The organism is Mesorhizobium sp. WSM4848 (assembly GCF_055811375.1).
Genome location: NZ_JBVVPX010000001.1, coordinates 400,018 through 419,301 on the forward strand (window position 1 = coordinate 400,018; position 19,284 = coordinate 419,301).

Below are 19,284 nucleotides of genomic sequence, written 5' to 3' on the forward strand. Positions count from 1 at the left end.
GTATTCAGCCCTTCGGAGCGGGCGCCGGTTCGGGCTTGACCTTCGGGGTTTCCTGCGCCGTGTTGGATTCAATCGGCGGCAGGCCCTTCAGCAGTTTCTGCTGCAAGGCGGCGAGCACGCCGGGATCCGGCTTCAGGTCGCGGGCCTGGTTCCACTGGAAGGTGGCTTCCAATTTGCGGCCGACGCGCCAATAGGCATCGCCCAGGTGATCGTTGAGCACCGGATCTTCCGGCTTCAACGAAACGGCACGTTCCAATTCGCGCACCGCATCGTCGAACCGGCCAAGCCGGAAATAGGCCCAGCCCAGCGAATCGACGATGTAGCCGTCGCTCGGCCTGAGCTCGACGGCCTTCTGGATCATCTGAAGGCCTTCCTCGAGGTTGATGTTCATGTCCACCCAGGAATAGCCAAGATAGTTCAGAACCTGCGGCTGGTCGGGGAACAATTCCAGCGCCTTGCGGAAATTCGGCTCGGCCTTCGGCCACTCCTTCAGTCTCTCATAGGCGATGCCGCGCTGGTAGAAAATGTTCCAGTCGGCCCGGGTCGGGGCCTTCAGCATCGCCCCCGCCTTGTCATAGAGATCGGCCGCGGAGCGGAAATCCTCCTTCGAGGCATAGACGCCACCGAGCGCCTGATAGGCGCGCATGTCGTCGGGACGCGCTTCGACGAGGGCCTTCAGATGGGCGATGGCCTCGTCATAGCGGTCGAGATCTGCAAGGTTGAGGCCGAGCTGCAGTTCCGAAAGCGTCTTCAGCGGCGAACCGGCCGGGATGCGGCGATAGAAGGCGATGGCGCCCTCGCCGTCCTTCAACTGCTCGGAGACGGCGGCGAGCTGGACGAGGGCCGCGTCGCTGTCGGGCCTCAGTGCCAGGGCATATTGCAGATAGAGGCGGACGAACGGCTCGCCGCCGCCGCGATTGAGCGCGGTGGCGAGATCGAGCAGAATTTCCGAGGCGCCGTCGGACGGGCCGGCAACGAAGGGTTCGATCTTCTCGCCCTTGGTGATCCTGTCGCGAAGCGCCGATATCTCGACCTTGCCGGGTGCAAATGCGTCGGCCTGATCGAGCACGGACAGCGCCTTGTCCTTGTCGCCCTTGCGGGCAAGGAAGGAGGCATAGGCCTGCGCATTGCGCATCCAGGTTTCGGGCGCGGCGGCGCCGGTCGCGGTGTCCTGCAAGGTGGCGGCGTAGATCGCATCCGCCCTTTCGGGCAGGCCCGAGGCATCGGCGATAAGCGCGCGATGGAAGGATTTGAAGAGGCCGAACCAGTCCGGGCCCTGCAGTCTGTCGATAGAGGCCATGGCCTCGCCGGGGTCGCCGGCGCCCTGCTTGGCCCAGCCGGTCATGACGCCGGAGATCAGCCGGTCGAGATCGGATTCGAGCGAAAGTTTGAGCCAATATTCGGCCTTGGAAAAGTCCTTCTTGTGAAAGGAACCGACGGCCAGCGCCAGGCGCGAGAACCGCTCGACGTCGGGAACCGTCTTGAGCTTGTCGGCATAGACCAGGGATTCTTCGAAGCGCCCCTGCGCGATCAGCGACAGCATCAGGCTTTGCTGCAACGAGGTGTCACCGGGAGCGAAGGCGAGCGCCTGCTTGTAGTAGGCGATGGCGCTGTCGAGATCATTGTCGCCTTCGGCGACCCGCGCGGCAAGATAGGCCCCCGAGAACGACGTGATATTGACCGGCTCGGTGGTCTCTTTGGCATAGGCGGGCAGACCGGAGACCGCCATGCCCGTCACAATTGCCAGCCCTGTCAGCCAGCGCGCAGATCCTTGCCGCATCGTATCCCTTTCAGTCAAAGCCATGCCCGCGTCAGCGGGATCGCCGTAGACTCGATCTTTTCCAAGCAAAGCATGGCCTTTTTGCGGTGAGGCTTCAACCCGGCCCGAATTCACAATCGGGTAATGCTATCAAAAACCACGCGAAAATGCGCCCAACTGCGACCGTCGACCGCGCTTTGCCGGCCTGACGCGCCGCCGGCCTGTCCTGCTGCAGCACCGGCGCCGCGATGCCGTAAGCGATCCGTAAGCGGCGGGCGGCGAAAGTTTCCACAGCGGAATGATGCGTGGAACCGTGCAGATGGATGCTGTTGCTTCGCCCAGGGAGATGCCGATGCTGGAAATGCCGCAGGACCAGCAGGCCTTCGCCATTGTCGATCTTATCTACGAAGCGGTTCGCGGCCGAGCTGTGGCCGGAGGTATTGGCGGCGGCAAGCGCGATCTCCCGCTCGGCAAACGGCGCGATTTTTGTAGTCAGCGATCATTCGCCGATCCGCGCCATCACCGAAACGCATCTCCAGCCCTTGCTCGACGCGTTCATGAAGGGGGATGCTTGGCGGTTCTCCGAGAGTGTGAGGCGCATGTGCGCCGCGCAGCCAGCAAGCTTTGTGCGGGTCGATAATTTCATCATCTGCCAGGAGATCGAGCGCGATCCCGTTCGCAAAAGTGCCACCGCGTTTGGCATCGGGCCGCATCTATGCACAGCCATCCCATGCCTGGCGGCGAGCTTGTCCTTTTTGTCTTCCAGCGCTGGCTGAAGGACGGGCGTTATGACCAGGCCGCAATCGGTCTGTTGAACGGACTGCGTCCGCACCTCGCACGGGCCGGAATTGTCGCCGGGCGCCTGGGCCTGGAACGGGCCAGGACCGCCGTATCCATTCTCCGGGATCTGGCATGAGTGGATCGGGCATGAGTGGATCGGGCCGTGTGCTGACGGCCAATCCGCTTTTCGGAGACATGGCGGATGTCTTCCTTCCCACAGCCCATGGCGGCTTCGCGATTGCCGATCAAACTGCAAACGCGCTTTTCCAGCAGGCCATCGCGCAGAACCGGGATAACCGGGTCGTGCGGTCCATCCCGGTTGCGGCCATCAAGGGGCGGCCCGCGCTGGTCGTTCAGCTGTTGCCGCTGCGTCGCGCCGCGCAGGATATTTTTTCGGGTGCGGATGCACTCGGTGTCGCAACCACGGTCGGTACCGGCGCCACTGTTCCGTCGCCCAATGTCCTTTCAGGCCTGTTCGACCTGACGCCGGCGGAAGCCCGGCTCGCCGTCGAACTGGCCTCCGGCCATTCGGTGCAGGAGGCGGCCATGGAAATCGGCATCGCCGTCAAATCGGCCCGCACCTATCTCGAGCGCATCTTCCGGAAAACCGAAACCAGCCGTCAGAGCGAGCTCGTGGCGCTGCTAAAGAGTGCGTGGTCATTTTCATGACCTCGACAGTTTGCCGGGCGCGCTGACCGTCACAGAGCCCTGCCCTACTTGCTAACCATGCTGCTGCGGAACGTGCATGATTTCACCGCCGCAATTCCGGGAAGACCTAAATCACGGGCAGGCGCCCGTGCCGGCCTTCAGTTCACCCGGCTGATGCAGAAATCGATGACGTCGAGCAGCGCCGATTTCTGCGGCGTCGCTTCGAGCGGCGCCAGCGCGTCGCGGGCGATCTCGCCGAAATGGCCGGCGCGCCCGATGGTGTCGGCGATTGCGCCGTGGCGGGTCATCAACCCGATCGCCTTTTCCAGCCCGGCGTCATCGGTGACATTGTCCTCGATGGCGCGCTTCCAGAAGCTGCGTTCGGCCTTGGTGCCGCGCCGGTAGGCGAGGATCACCGGCAGCGTCACCTTGCCTTCGCGAAAGTCGTCGCCGACATTCTTGCCCAGATCCTTGCTGGTGCCGCCATAATCCAGTGCATCGTCGATCAGTTGGAAGGCAAGGCCGAGATTCATGCCATAGGAGCGCAGCGCAGCGCGATCGTTTCGCGTCGCCTGGGCGATAACCGGACCGACCTCGGCGGCGGCCGAGAACAGGGCAGCGGTCTTGGCCTTGATCACCGCGAAATGCTCATCCTCCGTGGTTTCGAGGTTCTTGGCGGCCGCGAGCTGCATCACCTCGCCCTCGGCAATGATCGAGGCGGCGCTGGACAGGATGTCGAGCGCTTCCAGCGAACCGACATCGACCATCATGCGGAAAGCCTGGCCGAGCAGGAAATCGCCGACCAGCACGCTCGCCTGGTTGCCCCAGATCATGCGGGCGGTCTTCTTGCCGCGCCGCATGCCGCTCTCGTCGACGACATCGTCGTGGAGGAGCGTGGCGGTGTGCATGAACTCGACTGATGTGGCGAGCTTGACATGGCCCTCGCCGGAATAGCCGAACATCTGCGCTGAGGCGAGCGTCAACATCGGCCTCAGCCGCTTGCCACCCGAAGAGATCAGGTGGTTGGCAATCTCCGGGATCATCTCGACGTCGGAACCGGCCTTCGACAGGATCAATTTGTTGACGCGCCCCATATCGGCCGAAGTCAGGTCGATGAGATCCTTAATGGACGCGGCTTCCCGCTTCCCGTTTTCGATGTTGAGAACGACACCCACGACAAACTCCCGTCTTATGTCACGCGCACGACGGCACCCCGATACCGCCGCAGACTCTAGGGCGCTACCCACAGGCACGGCAAGAGGCGATTTGGCGCGGTCGAGGTGGCGACGGAAGCCACCCACGTTTACATAGAGGCTGCAACCTGCGAGTTTCTTCCGATGATAGAGCTTATCCGCACCAACGACGCCGTGATCATCTCCTTTGTCGAATCGCTGATGCGCGATGCCGGCATTGGCTGTTTCGTCGCCGACCAGAACATGAGCGTGCTCGACGGTTCGATCGGCATCTTGCCCAGGCGCATCATGGTCGAAGCCGACCAGGCCGATGCGGCGCGGCGCATCCTGACGGATGCCGGCATCGCCAACGAGATGCGCCAGAAGTAATGCCAGCTGTGCGCGCCACACTTGTCCAGGAGACGCCGGCCCATACCGTCGATGCTTTCCATCGCGGGCGGTTCTGGCTGGTGCAGCCGAAACAGGCAGGCCATCGCGCCGGCATGGACGCCATGATGCTGGCGGCTGCCGTGCCGTCCTCCTTCGCCGGACGCCTTGCCGATTTCGGCGCAGGTGCTGGCGCCGCAGGCCTGGCCGTGCTGTCGCGCTGTCCTGATGCCGAGGCCATGCTCATCGAACGGTCTCCGGAAATGGCGGCCTTCGCCGCAACGACGCTTGCTCACCCCGGCAATGCGCATCTTAACGACCGCGCCTCGGTGCTCGCCGCCGACGTCGCGCTGTCGGGCCAGGCGCGAACCGCCACTGGGCTTGCCGACAATTCCTTCGATTTCGTCATCATGAACCCGCCCTTCAATGCCGCCGAGGATCGAGCCACGCCCGACCCGCTCAGGAAGGCGGCGCATGTGATGGAGGACGGGCTGTTCGACAGCTGGATCCGAAGCGCGGCTGCTGTGGTCAGGCCGCGCGGCGGTCTTGCCGTGATTGCCAGGCCCGATCAGCTCGGCGCCATCCTCGATGCGATATCAGGCCGCTTCGGCGACGCCGAGATGCTGGCCGTCCACCCCCGCCCCGAGGCAGCGGCGATCCGCATCGTCGTCAGGGCAATCCTCGGCGCACGCGGAAAACTGTCGATCCGCCCCCCGCTGATGCTGCACGCGCAATCCGGTGACGGCCCCACGGAGCGGACCGAGATGATCAACAACGGGATGGCTTCGCTGTTCGGCGACTGAGCCTTTTTGGCCGGCCCGGCGTCGCGGCATTGCCGTTGGCCGGCGAATCCCTACATGCCATCAAGCCAATTTGACCGGAGACCCCGTGAAACGCTTTCTCAACCGTCTGCTGCCGAAATCCTGGCGCTCCGACATCGTCACCATTCCCGTCATCCGGCTGCATGGCACCATCATGCCCGGCGGCGGCCCGCTCCGACCGAGCCTGTCGCTGGCGTCCACCGCCGGCTCTATTGAGAAGGCGTTTTCCTTCGACGCGCCCGCGGTCGCCATTTCGATCAATTCGCCGGGCGGCTCGCCGGTGCAGTCGCGGCTGATCTTCAGACGCATCCGCGACCTGGCGAGCGAGAAGAACAAAAAGGTCCTGGTCTTCGTCGAGGACGTGGCGGCGTCGGGCGGCTACATGATCGCGGTCGCCGGCGACGAGATCTTTGCCGATCCGTCGTCTATCGTCGGTTCGATCGGCGTGGTGTCGGCCTCGTTCGGCTTTCCCGAGTTGTTGAAGAAGATCGGCGTCGAGCGCCGCGTCCACACGGCCGGCCAGAACAAGGCGGTGCTCGATCCGTTCAAGCCAGAGAAGAAGGAAGATATCGAGCGGCTGAAGGCGCTGCAGCTCGAGGTCCACGAGACCTTCATCGACCTCGTCAAGGACCGGCGCGGGGCCAAGCTCAAGGACGACCCGGACCTGTTCACCGGCCTGTTCTGGACCGGCAAGAAGGGGTTGGAGCTCGGCCTTGTCGATGCGCTCGGCGATATGCGCAGCGTGCTGAGGACCCGTTTCGGGCCAAAAACCCAGCTCAAGCTGATCACGGCGCCGCGCGGCCTGTTCGGCCGCTTCGGCTGGTTCGGCTCAAGCAGAGGCGGCTTTTCGGTGCCCGAGATCGCCGCTGCTGCCGCAAGTGGCGTGATCGATGCGGCGGAAGAGCGCGCGCTATGGGCGCGCTTCGGGCTTTGAAAAACCGGCGAAAGCGTTTAACTTAAAAGCTTGACCGGCCCGACCGGCGCCGCAGTCGGCCCTTGCGATGGAGGAGTTTGACATGCCACAGATCATTTTCTTTATCGCAGTCGGCCTGCTCGCCTATTTCGGCTATCGCTCCTTCGTCAGGGAAGCCGAGCGCGTGACGGCCAAGATACGGCGCACCGAAAAGCAGGCTACCAACGGCACAATGGGCACGCTGGTCAGGGACCCGAAGACCGGCGAATACCGCCTGGCCAAGGACTGACATCATCCCCCTCGTGCCTGAGACAGTGGCTTCCGGCAATAGGGTCCTGGCATTACATGCGCATGCCAAGATAAATCTTGCGCTGCACGTCACCGGCAGGCGCGCCGACGGCTATCACACGATCGAGAGCCTGGCGGTGTTCACGCGCTTCGGCGACCGGGTTGACATCGAGCTCGCCGACAGCGACGGGTTTTTCGTGTCGGGCCGATATGCCTCCGCAGTCCCGCTCGACGACAGCAATCTGGTCGTGAAAGCGCGCGATGCGCTGCGAAAACAGGCTGGTCCGCGGTATACGCCGCCGGTCGCAATCAGGCTCGAAAAGAACCTGCCGGTCGCATCCGGCGTCGGCGGCGGGTCGAGCGACGCCGCAACGGCGCTGCGCGGGCTGGTTGAGATATGGAGACTGGACCTCGACGATGCCGACCTGGCGCGGGTCGGCCTCTCGCTGGGCGCCGACGTTCCCATGTGCCTTATAGCAAAACCGCTGATCGCGCACGGCGTCGGTGACGAACTGTCGGCCGTGCCGGACTTTCCCGCACTCGGGCTGGTTCTCGTCAATCCTGGCACTGCCATCTCCACGGCCGAGGTGTTCAATGCGCTTTCTGATCGCGACAATGAGGGACTGCCGCCGCTGCCGCGCAGCCTCGACTTCCACAGCATCCGTAATTGGCTGGAGATCACCCGCAACGATCTCGAGCCCGTTGCGCGCGCGATCCAACCTGCCATCGGCAAGGCACTTTCGGTGCTCAACAAGGCCGGAGCGGGGTTCGCGCGAATGTCCGGTTCCGGTGCGACCTGTTTTGGGCTGTTCGAGACCGGCAATGTCGCCCAGCGCGCCGCCGTCGATATCCGCAGCCGCCATCCCGACTGGTTCGTCGCCGCGACGCGAAGCATGACATCGGAGCCTGACGCATATGGCCAGGATTGACGAAAGCCGTTCCTTCATTCCCGTGCGCATCGCGGTGCTGACCGTTTCCGATACGCGCAGCCCTGCCGACGACAAATCCGGCCAGACGCTGGCCGACCGCATCGTCGAGGCCGGCCATATTCTCGGCACCCGCGACATCGTCGCCGACGACCGCGAGAAAATCCGTGACAAGGTTCTGGGCTGGTCGAAAGACGAAGCGATCGATGTCGTCATCACCACCGGCGGCACCGGCTTTACCGGCCGCGACGTAACGCCGGAGGCGCTGGAGCCGATCTTCGAAAAGCGCATGGACGGCTTTTCCGAAGTGTTCCACCGCATTTCCTACGACAAGATCGGCACTTCGACGATCCAGAGCCGGGCGACCGGCGGCGTCGTCAACGCGACCTTCGTCTTCGTGCTGCCGGGTTCGCCCGGCGCCTGCAAGGACGCCTGGGACGGCATTTTGAAGCCGCAGCTCGACTACCGGCACATGCCCTGCAACTTCGTCGAGATCATGCCGCGCCTGGACGAGCATCTGCGGCGCGGCGGCACCAAGACAAGTTAGACAAGGTTCTCAAAAGGCTGTTTCGGGACCAGAATCAGCGCAAAGTCAGCGAATAACCGGCTCGCCGTGGAACCGCCGGCGCGATGGCGGCGATACGCCGAAGCCGACTTCCATCATCAGCCGCGGCTTGCGTGTCGGCACGGTGCCCATGTGGAAACCGAAGGGATCCTCGACGAAGCCCAAACCCGCCTCGCCGGTCAGCGCAATCGGGCTCTGCGCGCCGTAGACATTCAAAACCTCTTCCGCGGGATGGCCGACGAGGAGCGTCAACTGGTGCTTGAGGGTGCGGCGGTTGTGGCTGCCGCGGACATAGACATGGGGGCCAGTCTCGGCATCTACCGGATTGAGATAGAAGAAGAATTTCAGCATCCGCCAATCGTCGAGATCGAAGTGGTACTTGCCAAGCGACGCCAGGTTCTTCTCGGCGTCGGAGGCGGAGCTCGTCGGAAAGCTCCACCAGACCCGCGTGGTGATCAGCTTCGCCTGGCTGCCGAGATAACGGGCGGCGATGTCGAGAAGCAGCGGGTCGCGCTGTACGGTAAGCGCGGCGTTGCAGTCGAGGATGCGCTCGAAAAAGTGGCCGCTGAGCAGGGGGCGGCCGAAGTGCTTTTCGGCCTCGGCATGCTCGGCCGGCAGGAACTCCAGGCGACGGTCGAAATTGCCGAAGCAAGGCGTGCGCTGCGCGAAGCTGGCAATCTCCTCGTAGATCGCCTGCGGCAGCGCAAGTCCGGAAAAGAGCCCGTCCGAGCGGAGCGCTCCGACCACCGCATCAAGATCGATGCCGGTGAACACCGTTTCCTGGACTTGTTGTGCCGGTCGAACCGGTTTTGCGCCACGCCAATGCAACCGCCGCGCCGGCATGGTGCGCGCCAGCATGAACATCGGCAGCCATGCCGGGTTCTCGCGAAGGTCCGACAGATAGGTCGGAATCCGCACGGCAATGCGGCGCAGCAGGCTGCCGCTTCGAGCGATCGACTCGAGGCTTGCAGCACCGGATTGGTCAGTACTTGAAAGGGCCATCAGGATTCTCAGCTACGAGGGCAGCATCGACGAAGCGTCGGTCGCTCACCGCTCTGGCGTTAGCCGAACCATTCGCCCGCATCAAAGGAATGGTAATCCCCGGTAAGATTTTGTGCAATGCACAATGAAAAGATCTTTCGCAATCTTTGTGGCAAGCTTGACAGAGCATTAAAGTTCTGTGGTTTCGCGACTGCTAGTGTTTTGAGCGAAGTGGAACGAACAGGCCGCGCACAGCGGGGAAGGCCGCGACGAAGCGGTCAAACCCCGTCGAGGATGATGATCGTGGGCCGGTCGGGCAGCGTCTCCAGCGAGACCGTTAGCGATCGGCCGGAGAGGAATTCCACCGCGAAATCGTCGCCCATCCTGCCTGTGAACTCACTGATCGGGGTCGAATGGCGATGCATCGGCAGGATCATCGAGGAATAGAGCCGCGCGGTGATTTCGGTCATCCGGTCGAGCGACAGCGTCATACCGCCGTCGATAGGGACCATGAGGATATCGAGCCGGCCGATGGCGCCGTAATGCGCGTCCTCCAGCCGGTGATGCAGATGGCCGAGATGGCCGATGCAGAGTCCAGCCACTTCGAAAATGAAGATGGAATTGCCGTCCTTGCCGAGATCGCCGCCATTGCGGATATCCGTCGGCACGTTGCGGATATAGACATCGTCGACGACAAGCGCGTGGCGCGCCGGACCGCCATCCGGATTCCAGCCGCGCAGCACATATTCGATGCCGGGGTCGACATGGTCCGAATAGTGGGTGCGGTGGGCCTTGTTCATGGTCACGACGCGCGGCAGCGGGTCAGCGCCATAGACGCCAGAAAAGTCAGTGGCGATCCTGACGCCGGCGGGTGTCTCGATGACGTAGGTCGAATGGCCGGCATAGGTGATCGTAACGTCACCGTCGACGAAAGCCTGGGCCAGTCGAGACGTCTGCGCGTTTGGCGCTGTAAATCTGGCATAGGTGGCCGACGGCAGCGCTTCAGCGATCGCAACGCATCTCGACGGCGGCGGCTCTTCCCGGGCCGAAGCGGCGAACGGCCAGAAAGCCACAGTCAGCAGAACAGCGGCGGACAGGCGGAGCAAAGCTGTCTCCCGTGGCAGGATTAGCGCACATGCCACGATAGCGCTAGCAATCGTGGTGGCTATCGTCGGGACAGTCACGTTTTCGCGAGCGCCGGAGGGACTGGTCGTCTGAACCTTTTGTCCAGACTGGCGCCACAAATCGCGTGGAATGGGACGCGCCATGGCCCGCCTCCCGATTGCTATCGCAAGCGATCAGGGCGCCGGACGGAAGACGCCGTTCTCGTCGCGCTTGAGCGGCGCGGTTTGCCGGGAAAGCGGCGCACCAGGCGCTTCGGTGACCGAGACGCCCTCGGTCCAGTCGGCGGGTGCAATCGCGATGTACCGCGCGTATCCGCCTGCCCCCCCGAGCGGCTTGGCGAAGCCGATTGTGACCAACGCACCGGCCTCTGGCACCTTGTCGAGATTTGCGACGCCTTCTGCCTGCGTGAAATCGTTGTGAAGCAGCCAATGTTCGCCTTCGAGATTGGGCGTGGTGTCGGTGTCGAGCGGCTCATGACCATGAAACAGAATCTTCCGCTCCAGATGCATGAATTTCAGCGCGTCCAAACTGACGCCTGGGAACGGTTTTTGGTTGAAGCGGGCAACATCGGACCATTTCTTGTACCAATCCGAACGCACGAAGACGACTGAACCTTCCGGTATGCGGCCGTGCTGCTTTTCCCACTCCTCAATGTCGGCGACCTGGAGGTGATAGCCTTCGTCAGTCCGCACCTTGCCGCTGATGTCGATGACGACGAGCGGCCGCACGGCATAGGTGGCCGGCAGGTCGCTGATCGTTGCGCCGAGCGGGTTCCAGTGGGAGGGCGGATCGAGCTGCGTGCCATATTGGTCCGTCGTCAACTCGTAGGCGCTCGCGACGAACCCATGCTTTTCGTAAGTGAACTCTTCGCCGGCCTTGACGTAGCCCTCGATGTCCTTCCCGGCGACAGCCGGCTTGAACCTGGCATTGGCGAAGCCCGGCCATACCGGCTGCACCGGCTCGAAGGCATGGGTCAGATCGATGTACTTGGCGGATTTGAGCGTGTTCTCATAAACCGACCAAAGCGACGTCTCCTGTGCCACCGCGATCGTCGGCACTGAGCAAGCGACTGCCAGCAAGGCGATACGAACGAATTTGAATAGATTCATCTGCGATCTCCCCGAAATATCGCCGAGTATCGCGAGTTTCCCGCAGGACGACAAGCACGTGGATTCCTCCCAGGAGTATCGCGCCAATGCGGATTCCACCAGGCCAGCAGCTTCGGTCGCGCCTCCAGCCTCGGGGACGCCCCGATGAAGACGCCCGGCGTACCGCGGCGCCTGCCGCCGTCACGCAGTGCGCGGCGTGCTCACCTCCCCCGCGCCCCTCGCGGTGTTGCCAATGCCAGAGATAAGAATAACGAAAGACGTGGCCGATTTTGATTTCAGCCGGCAGCATTTTTTGCTGTCAGGCCTTTTGGCCGGGGAGCTCGTCATTGAGATGGTCAAGACCCGGCTCCATTTCAGAGGCTTCGACCGCGGCGATTTCGTCGGCGCTGAGTTCCGCCGTCAGCTCGACCCGCCGGTCGCGCTTCGACAGCCGGACAAAATCCTCGTAGGCCAGCAGCACGGTGCGCGGGCGGCCGTTCTTGGTGATGATGACCGGATCGCGGACCGCGGCATCCTGATAAGCGCCAAAGTTTTTCGAGACGGCGGCGGCGGTGACGGTGGTGGTCATCGGCGAGCTCCTTTGTTCCGGAATATACGGGCTTTACGGGCTTTACGCAATACGGGAGGTCGGCAACCCGACCTTCCCTCGCCCGCTTACGGCAAGAGCGAGGCCCTCACTTGACCGGCGCGACCCAGATTTCGGCGTCGAGCCTCCTGGTCGCAAGGCCGCGGGCGATGGCTTCGGCGCTGCGGGCGTTTTTCGATAAGGAAGCGGCCTGACGCTTGCTGATCACCAGCCCTTCGGCCAGTGCGCGATTTCCCGAAAACACCCGCGACAGGAACGGCACGCGGCTACCGCGCGCCCGCGAGAACCGCGCCGGCATGGTTTGCCTGGCGGTGTGGGCGACGACCTCGTCGATCCAGCCCTCGCCCAACCGCGCGCCCGGCTCCAGCAGCAGCAGCCAGTCGCCCTTGGCCTGCCTGATGCCGGCTGCAATGCCGCCGCTCGCCACATAAAGGCAGCCGGCATGTTCGGCAACGCGGTGCGTCTGGTCGGTCGAGCCGGTGTCGCAGACGATGACGTCGCGCACCACGCCCTCGACCGCACCGCCGATCAGCGAGGCGAGCGTGCGGGCAAGTCTTTCCTCGTCATTCAGGGTCTGGATGAGAACGCTGAGCATGGTTAGCCGAATAGCGGAAAGCCGGACGCAGCGCCAGATTTTGCGTCGCCCATCAAAATGTTCTTGCTTTGTTCCAATAGATAAAATAGGATTATTTTCATGAACAGAGCGATTCGACAGCCAGCCGACAGTCCCTGGGAGAGGGCGAAAATGGAACAGATCGTCCGTGCCGACATTGCTGCCTTCGGGGCTGGAAGAGCCGAGATGGCCAATGCAATGATCGAGCAGAGCGGCGTCCGTATCCGTCCGGAGCGCAATCGTGGCCGGTCCGCCGGCATCAACCCATCCGGCCGATTCGAACCGGTCAGCCGGCATGTGTTCGACGATGGCTGGAATTCGCTTGAGGAACTGCCGCCGTTCAAGACCGAGGTGCAGGTCGAGAAGCCGCGCACCATCATCACCCGCAACGAATCGCCCGACATTTCCTTTGACCGTTCTATCAACCCGTATCGCGGCTGCGAACATGGCTGCGTCTATTGCTTCGCGCGGCCGACGCACAGCTTCATGGGCCTGTCGCCGGGACTGGATTTCGAATCGAAGCTGTTCGCCAAGCCGGATGCGGCGCGGCTGCTCGACAAGGAACTGTCGAAGGACGGCTACCAGCCGCGCACCATTGCCATCGGCACCAACACCGATCCCTACCAGCCGGTCGAGAAGCAGTACCGGATCATGCGCGAGATCCTCGAAGTGCTGGAGGCGCGCGGCCACCCGGTCGGCATCGTCACCAAATCCGCGCTGGTGACGCGCGACATCGACATTCTGTCGCGCATGGCCGAACGCGGTCTGGCCAAGGTGGCGCTGTCGGTTACGACGCTCGACCGTATGCTGGCCAGAACGATGGAGCCGCGCGCGTCGACGCCGACCAAGCGGCTGGAGGCGATCAGGCAACTTTCGGATGCCGGCATTCCGGCCTCGGTCATGGTCGCTCCTATCATCCCCGGCCTGACCGATCAGGAGATGGAACGCATCCTCGATTCGGCGCGTGCGGCAGGAGCGCGCGAGGCCGGCTACGTCCTGCTGCGCCTGCCGCTAGAGGTCGCGCCGATCTTCAAGGATTGGCTGCTGCGTCATTATCCGGACCGCTACCGTCACGTCATGTCGCTGATCCGCTCGTTGCGCGACGGCAAGGATTACGATTCGGAATGGGGCAAGCGCATGAAAGGCTCCGGCCCTTATGCCTGGCAGATCGGCCGACGCTTCGAGATAGCCGCCAAACGGCTTGGCCTCAACGCCGAGCGGCGGTCGCTCAGGACCGACCAGTTCGTCGCCGCAGCCAAGGCAACCGATCAACTGATGCTGCTTTGAAGACATCGTCTGCCGCCCCTGCCGGCGGCAGATGAAAAAAATCCCGTCCGGCCTGTCCTGTCCCCGGGCTTGCAGACGGTGCCCTCCGGGTCCGGTGCCTCACCCGACCCGGAGGGGCTTGCGGAGAATCGGAGCCGATGCGAACCTCGCCGCAACATGGCTCGCGCGCGTTCTGATTCTCCGCTTCTCTTCGAAATCGTTGAGAGACCCGATTTCTCCTTCGAGACGAAGGCGATGGCCGAAGGCCTGTGGCCGGTGGCGGGAATGGACGAGGCCGGGCGCGGCCCGCTTGCCGGGCCGGTCGTCGCGGCAGCGGTAGTGCTCGATCCCGCCAACATTCCAGACGGTCTCGACGATTCCAAGCGCCTCAGCCACCTGCAGCGCGAGGCGCTGTTCCTGAAAATCCTCGGCTCCGCTGTTGCCGTGTCGATGGCCTCGGTCAGCGCGGAAGGCATCGATGGCAGCAATATTCTCAAGGCCAGCCTCGAGGCGATGCGCCGCGCTTTGGTCGGGCTCTCGGTGCAGCCAAAACTGGCCCTGGCCGACGGCCGCGACGTGCCGCCCGGACTGCCATGCGAAGGCAGAGCGCTGATCAAGGGCGACCAGCGCTCGCAGTCGATCGCCGCCGCCTCGATCGTCGCCAAGGTGATGCGCGACCGCATGATGTGCGGCTGCGGCAGCCATCATGCGCATTACGGTTTCGAGCTCCATATGGGCTACGCCACGGTCCGCCACCGCACGGCGATCGAGGTGCATGGACCGGTGGCGCGGCTGCACCGCGCGTCCTTCGCACCGTTCCGGCTTGGCGGCACCGAGGTGCCGGACGAAGAGAGTTTTTCGGGTCTGGATTGAGCGCTTCTCCCCCCTTGAGGGGGAGATGGCCGGCAGGCCAGAGGGGGTCACCGCGCATGTAGCGCCAAGCTCCTCTTTCATTCGACGTTTTATCCGATATCGCGTCGCGCCAGCCGAGGCGACCCCCTCTGTCGCCTTCGGCGACATCTCCCCCTCAAGGGGGAGATTACCCGCTCAGCCGCTTTCGCCTAACAAAAAAGCCGCCAGGTTGCCCGGCGGCTTCGATTACACGACCATTGTTGCCTTCAATTCAGCCTGGATTTGACGTCCTGAAGCGAGGCCTGGAACAGGTCGGCGCCCGCCTTGGCGTCAATCTTGGCGGCGAGCAGCGTGCGGGCGGCTTCGACGGCGATATCGACGGCACTGGCGCGCACTTCGCCGATCGCCTCGCGCTCTGCCTGACCGATCTTCTGTTCGGCAAGCGCGGTGCGCCGGGCGACATAGTCCTCGGTCTTCTTGTGCGCCTCGGCAGCCAGCATGTCCGCCTCGCGCTTGGCGGCGGCGACGATGTCGGCGGCCTCCTGCTCGGCTTCCTTGCGCTTGCGCTGGTATTGGCCGAGCAGTTGCTGGGCCTCCTCGCGCAGCCGGCGCGCTTCTTCAAGCTCGTTGCTGATCTTGTCGGCGCGGGCGTCGAGCGCCTTGGCGATCAGCTTAGGCACCTTGACGTAGACGGCGATGGCGAGAAAAATGACGAGGGCAACGGTGGCCCAAAGCGTCGCGAGTGATGTGGCGTCCATGATGCGCTCCTCACCGGGCCACGGATTTGACGGCTGCCGCGATCTCGGCCTTGCTGGCCTTGCCGCCGACAAGCGCCTCGACGATTGCCGAAGCCGTGTCCTCGGCGATCGTGCCGACTTCCTTCATGGCATTGGCCTTGATGGTCGAAATGCGAGCCTCGGCTTCGCCAAGCTTCTGGTCAAGCGCTGCCTCGACCTTCTTGCGGGCTGCCTCGGCTTCCGCCTTGGCGGCATCGTTGGCCTGCTGGCCGATCGCATTGGCCTTGGTCTTGGCCTCCGCCAATTCCTGCTCATAGGCGGCAACGGCGGCATCGGCCTCGCCCTTCAGCCTGGCGGCATGGTCGAGGTCCTGGGTGATGCGGTCGTTGCGGACATCGATGATGCCGCCAACACGCGGCATCACCACCTTCTTCAGGAACAGGTAGAACAGCCCGAAGGTGATCGCCAGCCACACAAGCTGCGACGGGAATGTCGCCGGATCGAATGGCGGGAACACGCCGTGCGCCTCGGCAGGCACACCGGTGCCGGAATGCGTATCGCCTTCCGTGCCGGTATGGCCGCCTTCGACCGTGGGCGCGGACTCTTGCGCAAAGGCAGATGTCACGAACATGGACTATCCCCTGATGTCAGGCCTGCCGCCGATTTGCGGCCAGCCCTTCCAATTCCCAATGATAGCCGAACAGGGGCTCAGCCGAACAGGGCCAAAAGTGCGATGAGCAGGGAGAAGATGCCCAGCGCTTCAGTCACGGCGAAGCCGAAGATCAGGCGGCCGAACTGGCCATCCGCGGCCGACGGATTACGCAATGCGCCCGCCAGATAGCTGCCGAAGATGTTGCCAAGGCCAATACCGGCGCCACCCATGCCGAGGCATGCGATGCCGGCGCCGATGAACTTTGCTGCTTCTGCTTCCATGTGTTCAACTCCTTTGGATCTAAAAATTCAGTTGCGATTTTCTATCCCGGCAGCAGGGCCGGAAACTCTTGGGTCAACTGGGTCAGTGCCCGGGATGCAGGGCATCGTTCAGATACATGCAGGTCAGCACGGCAAAGACGTAGGCCTGCAGGAAGGCGACCAGCAATTCCAATGCCGTCAGCGCCACGGCCATCGCCAGCGGCAAGACCGATCCGGCAATGCCGAGTGTGCCAAGCGCGCTCAAGCTCACCACGAAGCCCGAGAACACTTTTAGCGTGATGTGGCCGGCCAGCATGTTGGCGAACAGACGAACCGAGAGGCTGACCGGGCGCGATACGAAGGAGATCACCTCGATCAGCACCACCAGCGGCAGCAGGTAAACCGGCACGCCATGCGGCACGAACAGTTTTAGGAAACCAAGGCCATGCTTCATGAAGCCGTAGACGACGACGGTTCCGATCACCAGCGCGGCAAGGCCGAAGGTGACGATGATGTGGCTTGTGACGGTGAAGAAATACGGAAAAAGACCGAGCAGATTGGCAACGAGCACGAACATGAACAGCGAAAATACCAAGGGAAAGAACTTCATGCCTTGGGTTCCGGCTGCGTCCCTCAGCATGTTGCCGACGAATTCGTAGGCCATTTCCGAGACCGACTGAAGACGGCTGGGAACGAGGCTGCGGCTCGAGGTGCTGAGATAGAGGAACGCCGAGGCAACGGCGACGGTCGCGACCATGAACAGCGCCGAATTGGTGAACGACAGGTCGTAGCCGCCGATCTCGATCGGAATCAGCTTGTTGATATGGAACTGGTGGATCGGATCGACCTTGTCAGCAGCCACTTTAAATCCCCATCAAAGCCGCGCGCGGCTTTAGTGTCCTGTTCACTGCGCCGGCAAGCGGCGCTCAAGTCATTCTTTCGGATCGCGGGCTTTGTCGCCCTGTCCGAATTCCGCCATAAGTCCCGCGGAGCGCAGGACATTGAGCACGCCGGCGCCAAAACCGAGCAGGAGAAAAACGATCAGACCCCATGGCGATGTCCCCGCCACACGGTCGATGATCCAGCCAAGACCAGCACCAACCACTATCCCGGCGATGAACTCGCTGGATAGCTTGAGCGCCTGGCCATATCCGGCCGCACTGCCCGCTTTCGCGTCGTCTTTCCCCTCGAGCCGGTCCGGCCGCCTTGTCGCAAGCGATGCTTCAAGGTCGCGCCGGCGGCGCTCAAGATCGTCGTCGCGGATATCGGCTTGACGCTGTTTGCCGCGGCCGGTTTCTCCGGTTCCGTCTGGCCCATTCTTGTCGGCCATCGCAACCCCCTTGCCCGGTCAGATCGTCACCGTCCGTCCGCTATTAAGTCGCCGGCAACATAGTTAGAGGGTCCGCGCCCGTCAAGCCACGGGCAGGACTTCAGCGTTAAGTATTTTTCCCATGAAAATCAAGAGCTTGCCAGGGTGCGACATCGTGCCCGCTACCGCCGCTGGCGTGCCGCGGCCGAATCCCTGCGGCGACGGGTCTTCGATCGGCCGCGCCCGGGGCCTTGCCGGAGCGCTCAGCTCCAGCCGCCGCCATAAGTGCGATAGAAGATGTGCAGGCCGATCCTGGTCATTTTTTTCATCGTCCGCGCCCAACCCGGGTTGACGTAGTTGGCGTAGTAATGGGTCGACGATCCGACTTCCGGGATGAAGATCTTGCCGGCAGTGACCGCCATGGCGATGTCCTGCGCGGTCTTGTAGTGGGCGGGACTCTGGATGCGCTTCTTCCTGCCGTCGCAAGCGAAGGAAAACTGGCAACGGTTGAACCATTTGTCGTTCTGATAGACGACGCCGCAGATCGAGTTCGGATAGGCCGGATTGCGAACGCGATTGAGGATGACCTGGGCGACGGCGGCCTGACCGCGCACCGATTCACCGCGCGCCTCGAAATAGATGCCGTTGGCGAGGCAAGTCTGTTCCGCTTTGGAGAAGACGCTCGCCGGCAGCGGAACTTGCATCCACGAATGATCGCCCTTGGCCACCGGCGGAATGAAGCGGCCATCGTTCGGCTTCTCGTCCTGAAGCAAGGCCTCGAAGGGCGAAGCCTGGGCATAGTCAGGCGCGGCCGCTGCGTAGGCCGTCGCCAGGACGTCGGGGCGGTCGTTGTTGACCAGCGCGGCCAGCATGGCCGGCACGCCGGGATCCGGCTTCTTGTCGACGCGCCTATGAAACGCGGCGGCAATCTGGATCTCCTTGCCTTTGATCTCGGGCCTGGCGAAAGCCATTTTCAGGCCGCTGTCCATGCTCGGGCGAAGCAGCGAGGAGGTGCGCTCAAACACCGAGCCGGCATTGAAGTTCTTCGGCGGCGCGACCGGCGAGACGATGATGATGCGGCCCTTCTTGTCGGCGCGCATGACGCGGTCTTCGTCGGGCGTCGTGCTGGCCACGCTGCCCTTGCCGCGAAACGACACGGCGCCGATGCCGGGCAAGCGGACGCCGGAACCCGAGATCGAGCCGGTGGTGTCGGAATCGAGGAAAGGCATTTCGGCGGCATGGACCGAGCCGGCGACGGATTTCTCGACATAGGCGTTCCAGCGGGCGCTCGGCGCCTTGAGGCTGGAGACCAGGCTCGTCATGTCCTGGTAGGCGATGACATTGGGAAAGCCGACCCAGATGCCAAGTCCAATGACCAGAGGAGACAGAAAGGAACGTCTTTTCTCACCGGCGAAAGCGACAAGCCGCTTCAAAACACGTCGATGCACGGAACTCTCCAGAAACGCAACGGACCCCACTGGAGAGGCACGATGATGCATTAACCTTGATGGGGCGTTAACGGAGCTCGACAGCGC

General features: G+C 63.1%; 23 protein-coding genes. 10 read left to right on the top strand and 13 right to left on the bottom strand.

The genetic code is table 11. The annotated features are described in order from the left end of the window. Window positions 1-4 precede the first annotated feature (4 nt). Window positions 5-1,780 carry a tetratricopeptide repeat protein gene (locus AC0L16_RS01925; protein WP_473618781.1) on the bottom strand — a complete coding sequence of 592 codons (1,776 nt, stop codon included), beginning with the start codon at window positions 1,778-1,780 and terminating at the stop codon, window positions 5-7. 419 nt (window positions 1,781-2,199) lie between these two features. On the opposite strand from AC0L16_RS01925, the gene AC0L16_RS01930 reads away from it, so the two are divergent. Next, window positions 2,200-2,535, top strand: coding sequence for a hypothetical protein (locus tag AC0L16_RS01930; RefSeq protein WP_473618661.1), 336 nt, complete (start codon window positions 2,200-2,202; stop codon window positions 2,533-2,535). A 151-nt stretch (window positions 2,536-2,686) separates the two neighbouring features. Continuing rightward, the gene (locus tag AC0L16_RS01935; protein ID WP_473618662.1) at window positions 2,687-3,208 is read left to right on the top strand and encodes a helix-turn-helix transcriptional regulator; all 522 of its coding nucleotides are present in this window, start codon (window positions 2,687-2,689) and stop codon (window positions 3,206-3,208) included. A gap of 137 nt (window positions 3,209-3,345) precedes the next feature. Here the strand turns inward: AC0L16_RS01935 and AC0L16_RS01940 are convergent, their stop codons facing one another. Next, a complete protein-coding gene (locus tag AC0L16_RS01940; RefSeq protein ID WP_077381375.1) occupies window positions 3,346-4,362 on the bottom strand; it encodes a polyprenyl synthetase family protein in 1,017 nt (338 codons plus the stop codon). 162 nt (window positions 4,363-4,524) lie between these two features. Here AC0L16_RS01940 and AC0L16_RS01945 point away from each other — a divergent pair, with 162 nt between their 5' ends. The 6 genes from AC0L16_RS01945 (at window position 4,525) to moaB (ending at window position 8,241) form a co-directional block, all read left to right on the top strand. Continuing rightward, window positions 4,525-4,749 carry a putative signal transducing protein gene (locus tag AC0L16_RS01945; RefSeq protein ID WP_023799382.1) on the top strand — a complete coding sequence of 75 codons (225 nt, stop codon included), beginning with the start codon at window positions 4,525-4,527 and terminating at the stop codon, window positions 4,747-4,749. Then, complete coding sequence (locus AC0L16_RS01950) at window positions 4,749-5,549, top strand: tRNA1(Val) (adenine(37)-N6)-methyltransferase (RefSeq protein ID WP_473618663.1); 801 nt, start codon at window positions 4,749-4,751, stop codon at window positions 5,547-5,549. The genes AC0L16_RS01945 and AC0L16_RS01950 overlap by 1 nt, the downstream gene beginning before the upstream one ends. An 85-nt stretch (window positions 5,550-5,634) precedes the next feature. After that, window positions 5,635-6,501 (top strand): S49 family peptidase, encoded by an 867-nt coding sequence (locus tag AC0L16_RS01955; protein ID WP_473618665.1) that lies wholly within the window; start codon window positions 5,635-5,637, stop codon window positions 6,499-6,501. 82 nt (window positions 6,502-6,583) lie between these two features. Beyond that, window positions 6,584-6,769: a hypothetical protein gene (locus tag AC0L16_RS01960; protein WP_077381693.1), complete on the top strand. Its 186-nt coding sequence runs from the start codon at window positions 6,584-6,586 to the stop codon at window positions 6,767-6,769. Window positions 6,770-6,794: 25 nt separating this feature from the next. Beyond that, window positions 6,795-7,697: a 4-(cytidine 5'-diphospho)-2-C-methyl-D-erythritol kinase gene (locus AC0L16_RS01965; protein ID WP_473618782.1), complete on the top strand. Its 903-nt coding sequence runs from the start codon at window positions 6,795-6,797 to the stop codon at window positions 7,695-7,697. Beyond that, on the top strand, window positions 7,684-8,241 hold the full coding sequence (gene moaB / locus AC0L16_RS01970; protein WP_473618666.1) for a molybdenum cofactor biosynthesis protein B: 558 nt from the start codon (window positions 7,684-7,686) through the stop codon (window positions 8,239-8,241). Before AC0L16_RS01965 ends, moaB begins: the two co-directional genes overlap by 14 nt. A 45-nt stretch (window positions 8,242-8,286) precedes the next feature. On the opposite strand, the gene AC0L16_RS01975 is transcribed toward moaB, so the two are convergent. The 5 genes from AC0L16_RS01975 to AC0L16_RS01995 all read right to left on the bottom strand — a co-directional run bounded on the left by AC0L16_RS01975 (window position 8,287) and on the right by AC0L16_RS01995 (window position 12,655). Then, entirely contained in the window at window positions 8,287-9,261 is a 975-nt protein-coding gene (locus AC0L16_RS01975; RefSeq protein WP_473618667.1) for a phytanoyl-CoA dioxygenase family protein, read from the bottom strand. Window positions 9,262-9,518: 257 nt separating this feature from the next. After that, window positions 9,519-10,346, bottom strand: coding sequence for an MBL fold metallo-hydrolase (locus tag AC0L16_RS01980; RefSeq protein ID WP_473618669.1), 828 nt, complete (start codon window positions 10,344-10,346; stop codon window positions 9,519-9,521). A gap of 192 nt (window positions 10,347-10,538) precedes the next feature. Further along, entirely contained in the window at window positions 10,539-11,474 is a 936-nt protein-coding gene (locus AC0L16_RS01985) for a cyclase family protein (protein WP_473618670.1), read from the bottom strand. A gap of 298 nt (window positions 11,475-11,772) precedes the next feature. Then, window positions 11,773-12,042, bottom strand: a complete 270-nt coding sequence (locus AC0L16_RS01990) for a type II toxin-antitoxin system Phd/YefM family antitoxin (protein WP_473618671.1) — start codon at window positions 12,040-12,042, stop codon at window positions 11,773-11,775. Between the two features lie 106 nt (window positions 12,043-12,148). Further along, window positions 12,149-12,655 (bottom strand): glycosyltransferase, encoded by a 507-nt coding sequence (locus AC0L16_RS01995; protein WP_473618673.1) that lies wholly within the window; start codon window positions 12,653-12,655, stop codon window positions 12,149-12,151. A gap of 150 nt (window positions 12,656-12,805) precedes the next feature. On the opposite strand from AC0L16_RS01995, the gene AC0L16_RS02000 reads away from it, so the two are divergent. Continuing rightward, on the top strand, window positions 12,806-13,960 hold the full coding sequence (locus AC0L16_RS02000; protein ID WP_473618674.1) for a PA0069 family radical SAM protein: 1,155 nt from the start codon (window positions 12,806-12,808) through the stop codon (window positions 13,958-13,960). A 156-nt stretch (window positions 13,961-14,116) separates the two neighbouring features. Next, entirely contained in the window at window positions 14,117-14,812 is a 696-nt protein-coding gene (locus AC0L16_RS02005; protein WP_473618675.1) for a ribonuclease HII, read from the top strand. Window positions 14,813-15,057: 245 nt separating this feature from the next. On the opposite strand, the gene AC0L16_RS02010 is transcribed toward AC0L16_RS02005, so the two are convergent. From AC0L16_RS02010 to AC0L16_RS02035, 6 genes are all read right to left on the bottom strand, one after another. Continuing rightward, a complete protein-coding gene (locus tag AC0L16_RS02010; RefSeq protein WP_473618676.1) occupies window positions 15,058-15,549 on the bottom strand; it encodes a F0F1 ATP synthase subunit B in 492 nt (163 codons plus the stop codon). A gap of 10 nt (window positions 15,550-15,559) precedes the next feature. Beyond that, the gene (locus tag AC0L16_RS02015) at window positions 15,560-16,159 is read right to left on the bottom strand and encodes a F0F1 ATP synthase subunit B (RefSeq protein WP_473618677.1); all 600 of its coding nucleotides are present in this window, start codon (window positions 16,157-16,159) and stop codon (window positions 15,560-15,562) included. A 77-nt stretch (window positions 16,160-16,236) separates the two neighbouring features. Continuing rightward, window positions 16,237-16,461, bottom strand: coding sequence for a F0F1 ATP synthase subunit C (locus AC0L16_RS02020; protein WP_023799397.1), 225 nt, complete (start codon window positions 16,459-16,461; stop codon window positions 16,237-16,239). An 82-nt stretch (window positions 16,462-16,543) separates the two neighbouring features. After that, on the bottom strand, window positions 16,544-17,302 hold the full coding sequence (locus AC0L16_RS02025) for a F0F1 ATP synthase subunit A (RefSeq protein ID WP_077381387.1): 759 nt from the start codon (window positions 17,300-17,302) through the stop codon (window positions 16,544-16,546). A gap of 69 nt (window positions 17,303-17,371) precedes the next feature. Then, window positions 17,372-17,770 (bottom strand): AtpZ/AtpI family protein, encoded by a 399-nt coding sequence (locus tag AC0L16_RS02030; RefSeq protein WP_023799399.1) that lies wholly within the window; start codon window positions 17,768-17,770, stop codon window positions 17,372-17,374. A 242-nt stretch (window positions 17,771-18,012) separates the two neighbouring features. Then, window positions 18,013-19,197, bottom strand: a complete 1,185-nt coding sequence (locus AC0L16_RS02035; protein WP_473618679.1) for a cell wall hydrolase — start codon at window positions 19,195-19,197, stop codon at window positions 18,013-18,015. Between the last annotated feature and the right edge of the window lie 87 nt (window positions 19,198-19,284).

Bases quoted from the DNA above. Each gene is read 5' to 3' on its own strand.
- AC0L16_RS01925 (WP_473618781.1), bottom strand. From the start codon at position 1,780: ATGCGGCAAGGATCTGCGCGCTGGCTGACAGGGCTGGCAATTGTGACG.
- AC0L16_RS01935 (WP_473618662.1), top strand. From the start codon at position 2,687: ATGAGTGGATCGGGCCGTGTGCTGACGGCCAATCCGCTTTTCGGAGAC.
- AC0L16_RS01945 (WP_023799382.1), top strand. From the start codon at position 4,525: ATGATAGAGCTTATCCGCACCAACGACGCCGTGATCATCTCCTTTGTC.
- AC0L16_RS01950 (WP_473618663.1), top strand. From the start codon at position 4,749: ATGCCAGCTGTGCGCGCCACACTTGTCCAGGAGACGCCGGCCCATACC.
- AC0L16_RS01960 (WP_077381693.1), top strand. From the start codon at position 6,584: ATGCCACAGATCATTTTCTTTATCGCAGTCGGCCTGCTCGCCTATTTC.
- moaB (WP_473618666.1), top strand. From the start codon at position 7,684: ATGGCCAGGATTGACGAAAGCCGTTCCTTCATTCCCGTGCGCATCGCG.
- AC0L16_RS01975 (WP_473618667.1), bottom strand. From the start codon at position 9,261: ATGGCCCTTTCAAGTACTGACCAATCCGGTGCTGCAAGCCTCGAGTCG.
- AC0L16_RS01985 (WP_473618670.1), bottom strand. From the start codon at position 11,474: ATGAATCTATTCAAATTCGTTCGTATCGCCTTGCTGGCAGTCGCTTGC.
- AC0L16_RS01990 (WP_473618671.1), bottom strand. From the start codon at position 12,042: ATGACCACCACCGTCACCGCCGCCGCCGTCTCGAAAAACTTTGGCGCT.
- AC0L16_RS01995 (WP_473618673.1), bottom strand. From the start codon at position 12,655: ATGCTCAGCGTTCTCATCCAGACCCTGAATGACGAGGAAAGACTTGCC.
- AC0L16_RS02000 (WP_473618674.1), top strand. From the start codon at position 12,806: ATGGAACAGATCGTCCGTGCCGACATTGCTGCCTTCGGGGCTGGAAGA.
- AC0L16_RS02005 (WP_473618675.1), top strand. From the start codon at position 14,117: ATGGCTCGCGCGCGTTCTGATTCTCCGCTTCTCTTCGAAATCGTTGAG.
- AC0L16_RS02010 (WP_473618676.1), bottom strand. From the start codon at position 15,549: ATGGACGCCACATCACTCGCGACGCTTTGGGCCACCGTTGCCCTCGTC.
- AC0L16_RS02015 (WP_473618677.1), bottom strand. From the start codon at position 16,159: ATGTTCGTGACATCTGCCTTTGCGCAAGAGTCCGCGCCCACGGTCGAA.
- AC0L16_RS02020 (WP_023799397.1), bottom strand. From the start codon at position 16,461: ATGGAAGCAGAAGCAGCAAAGTTCATCGGCGCCGGCATCGCATGCCTC.
- AC0L16_RS02030 (WP_023799399.1), bottom strand. From the start codon at position 17,770: ATGGCCGACAAGAATGGGCCAGACGGAACCGGAGAAACCGGCCGCGGC.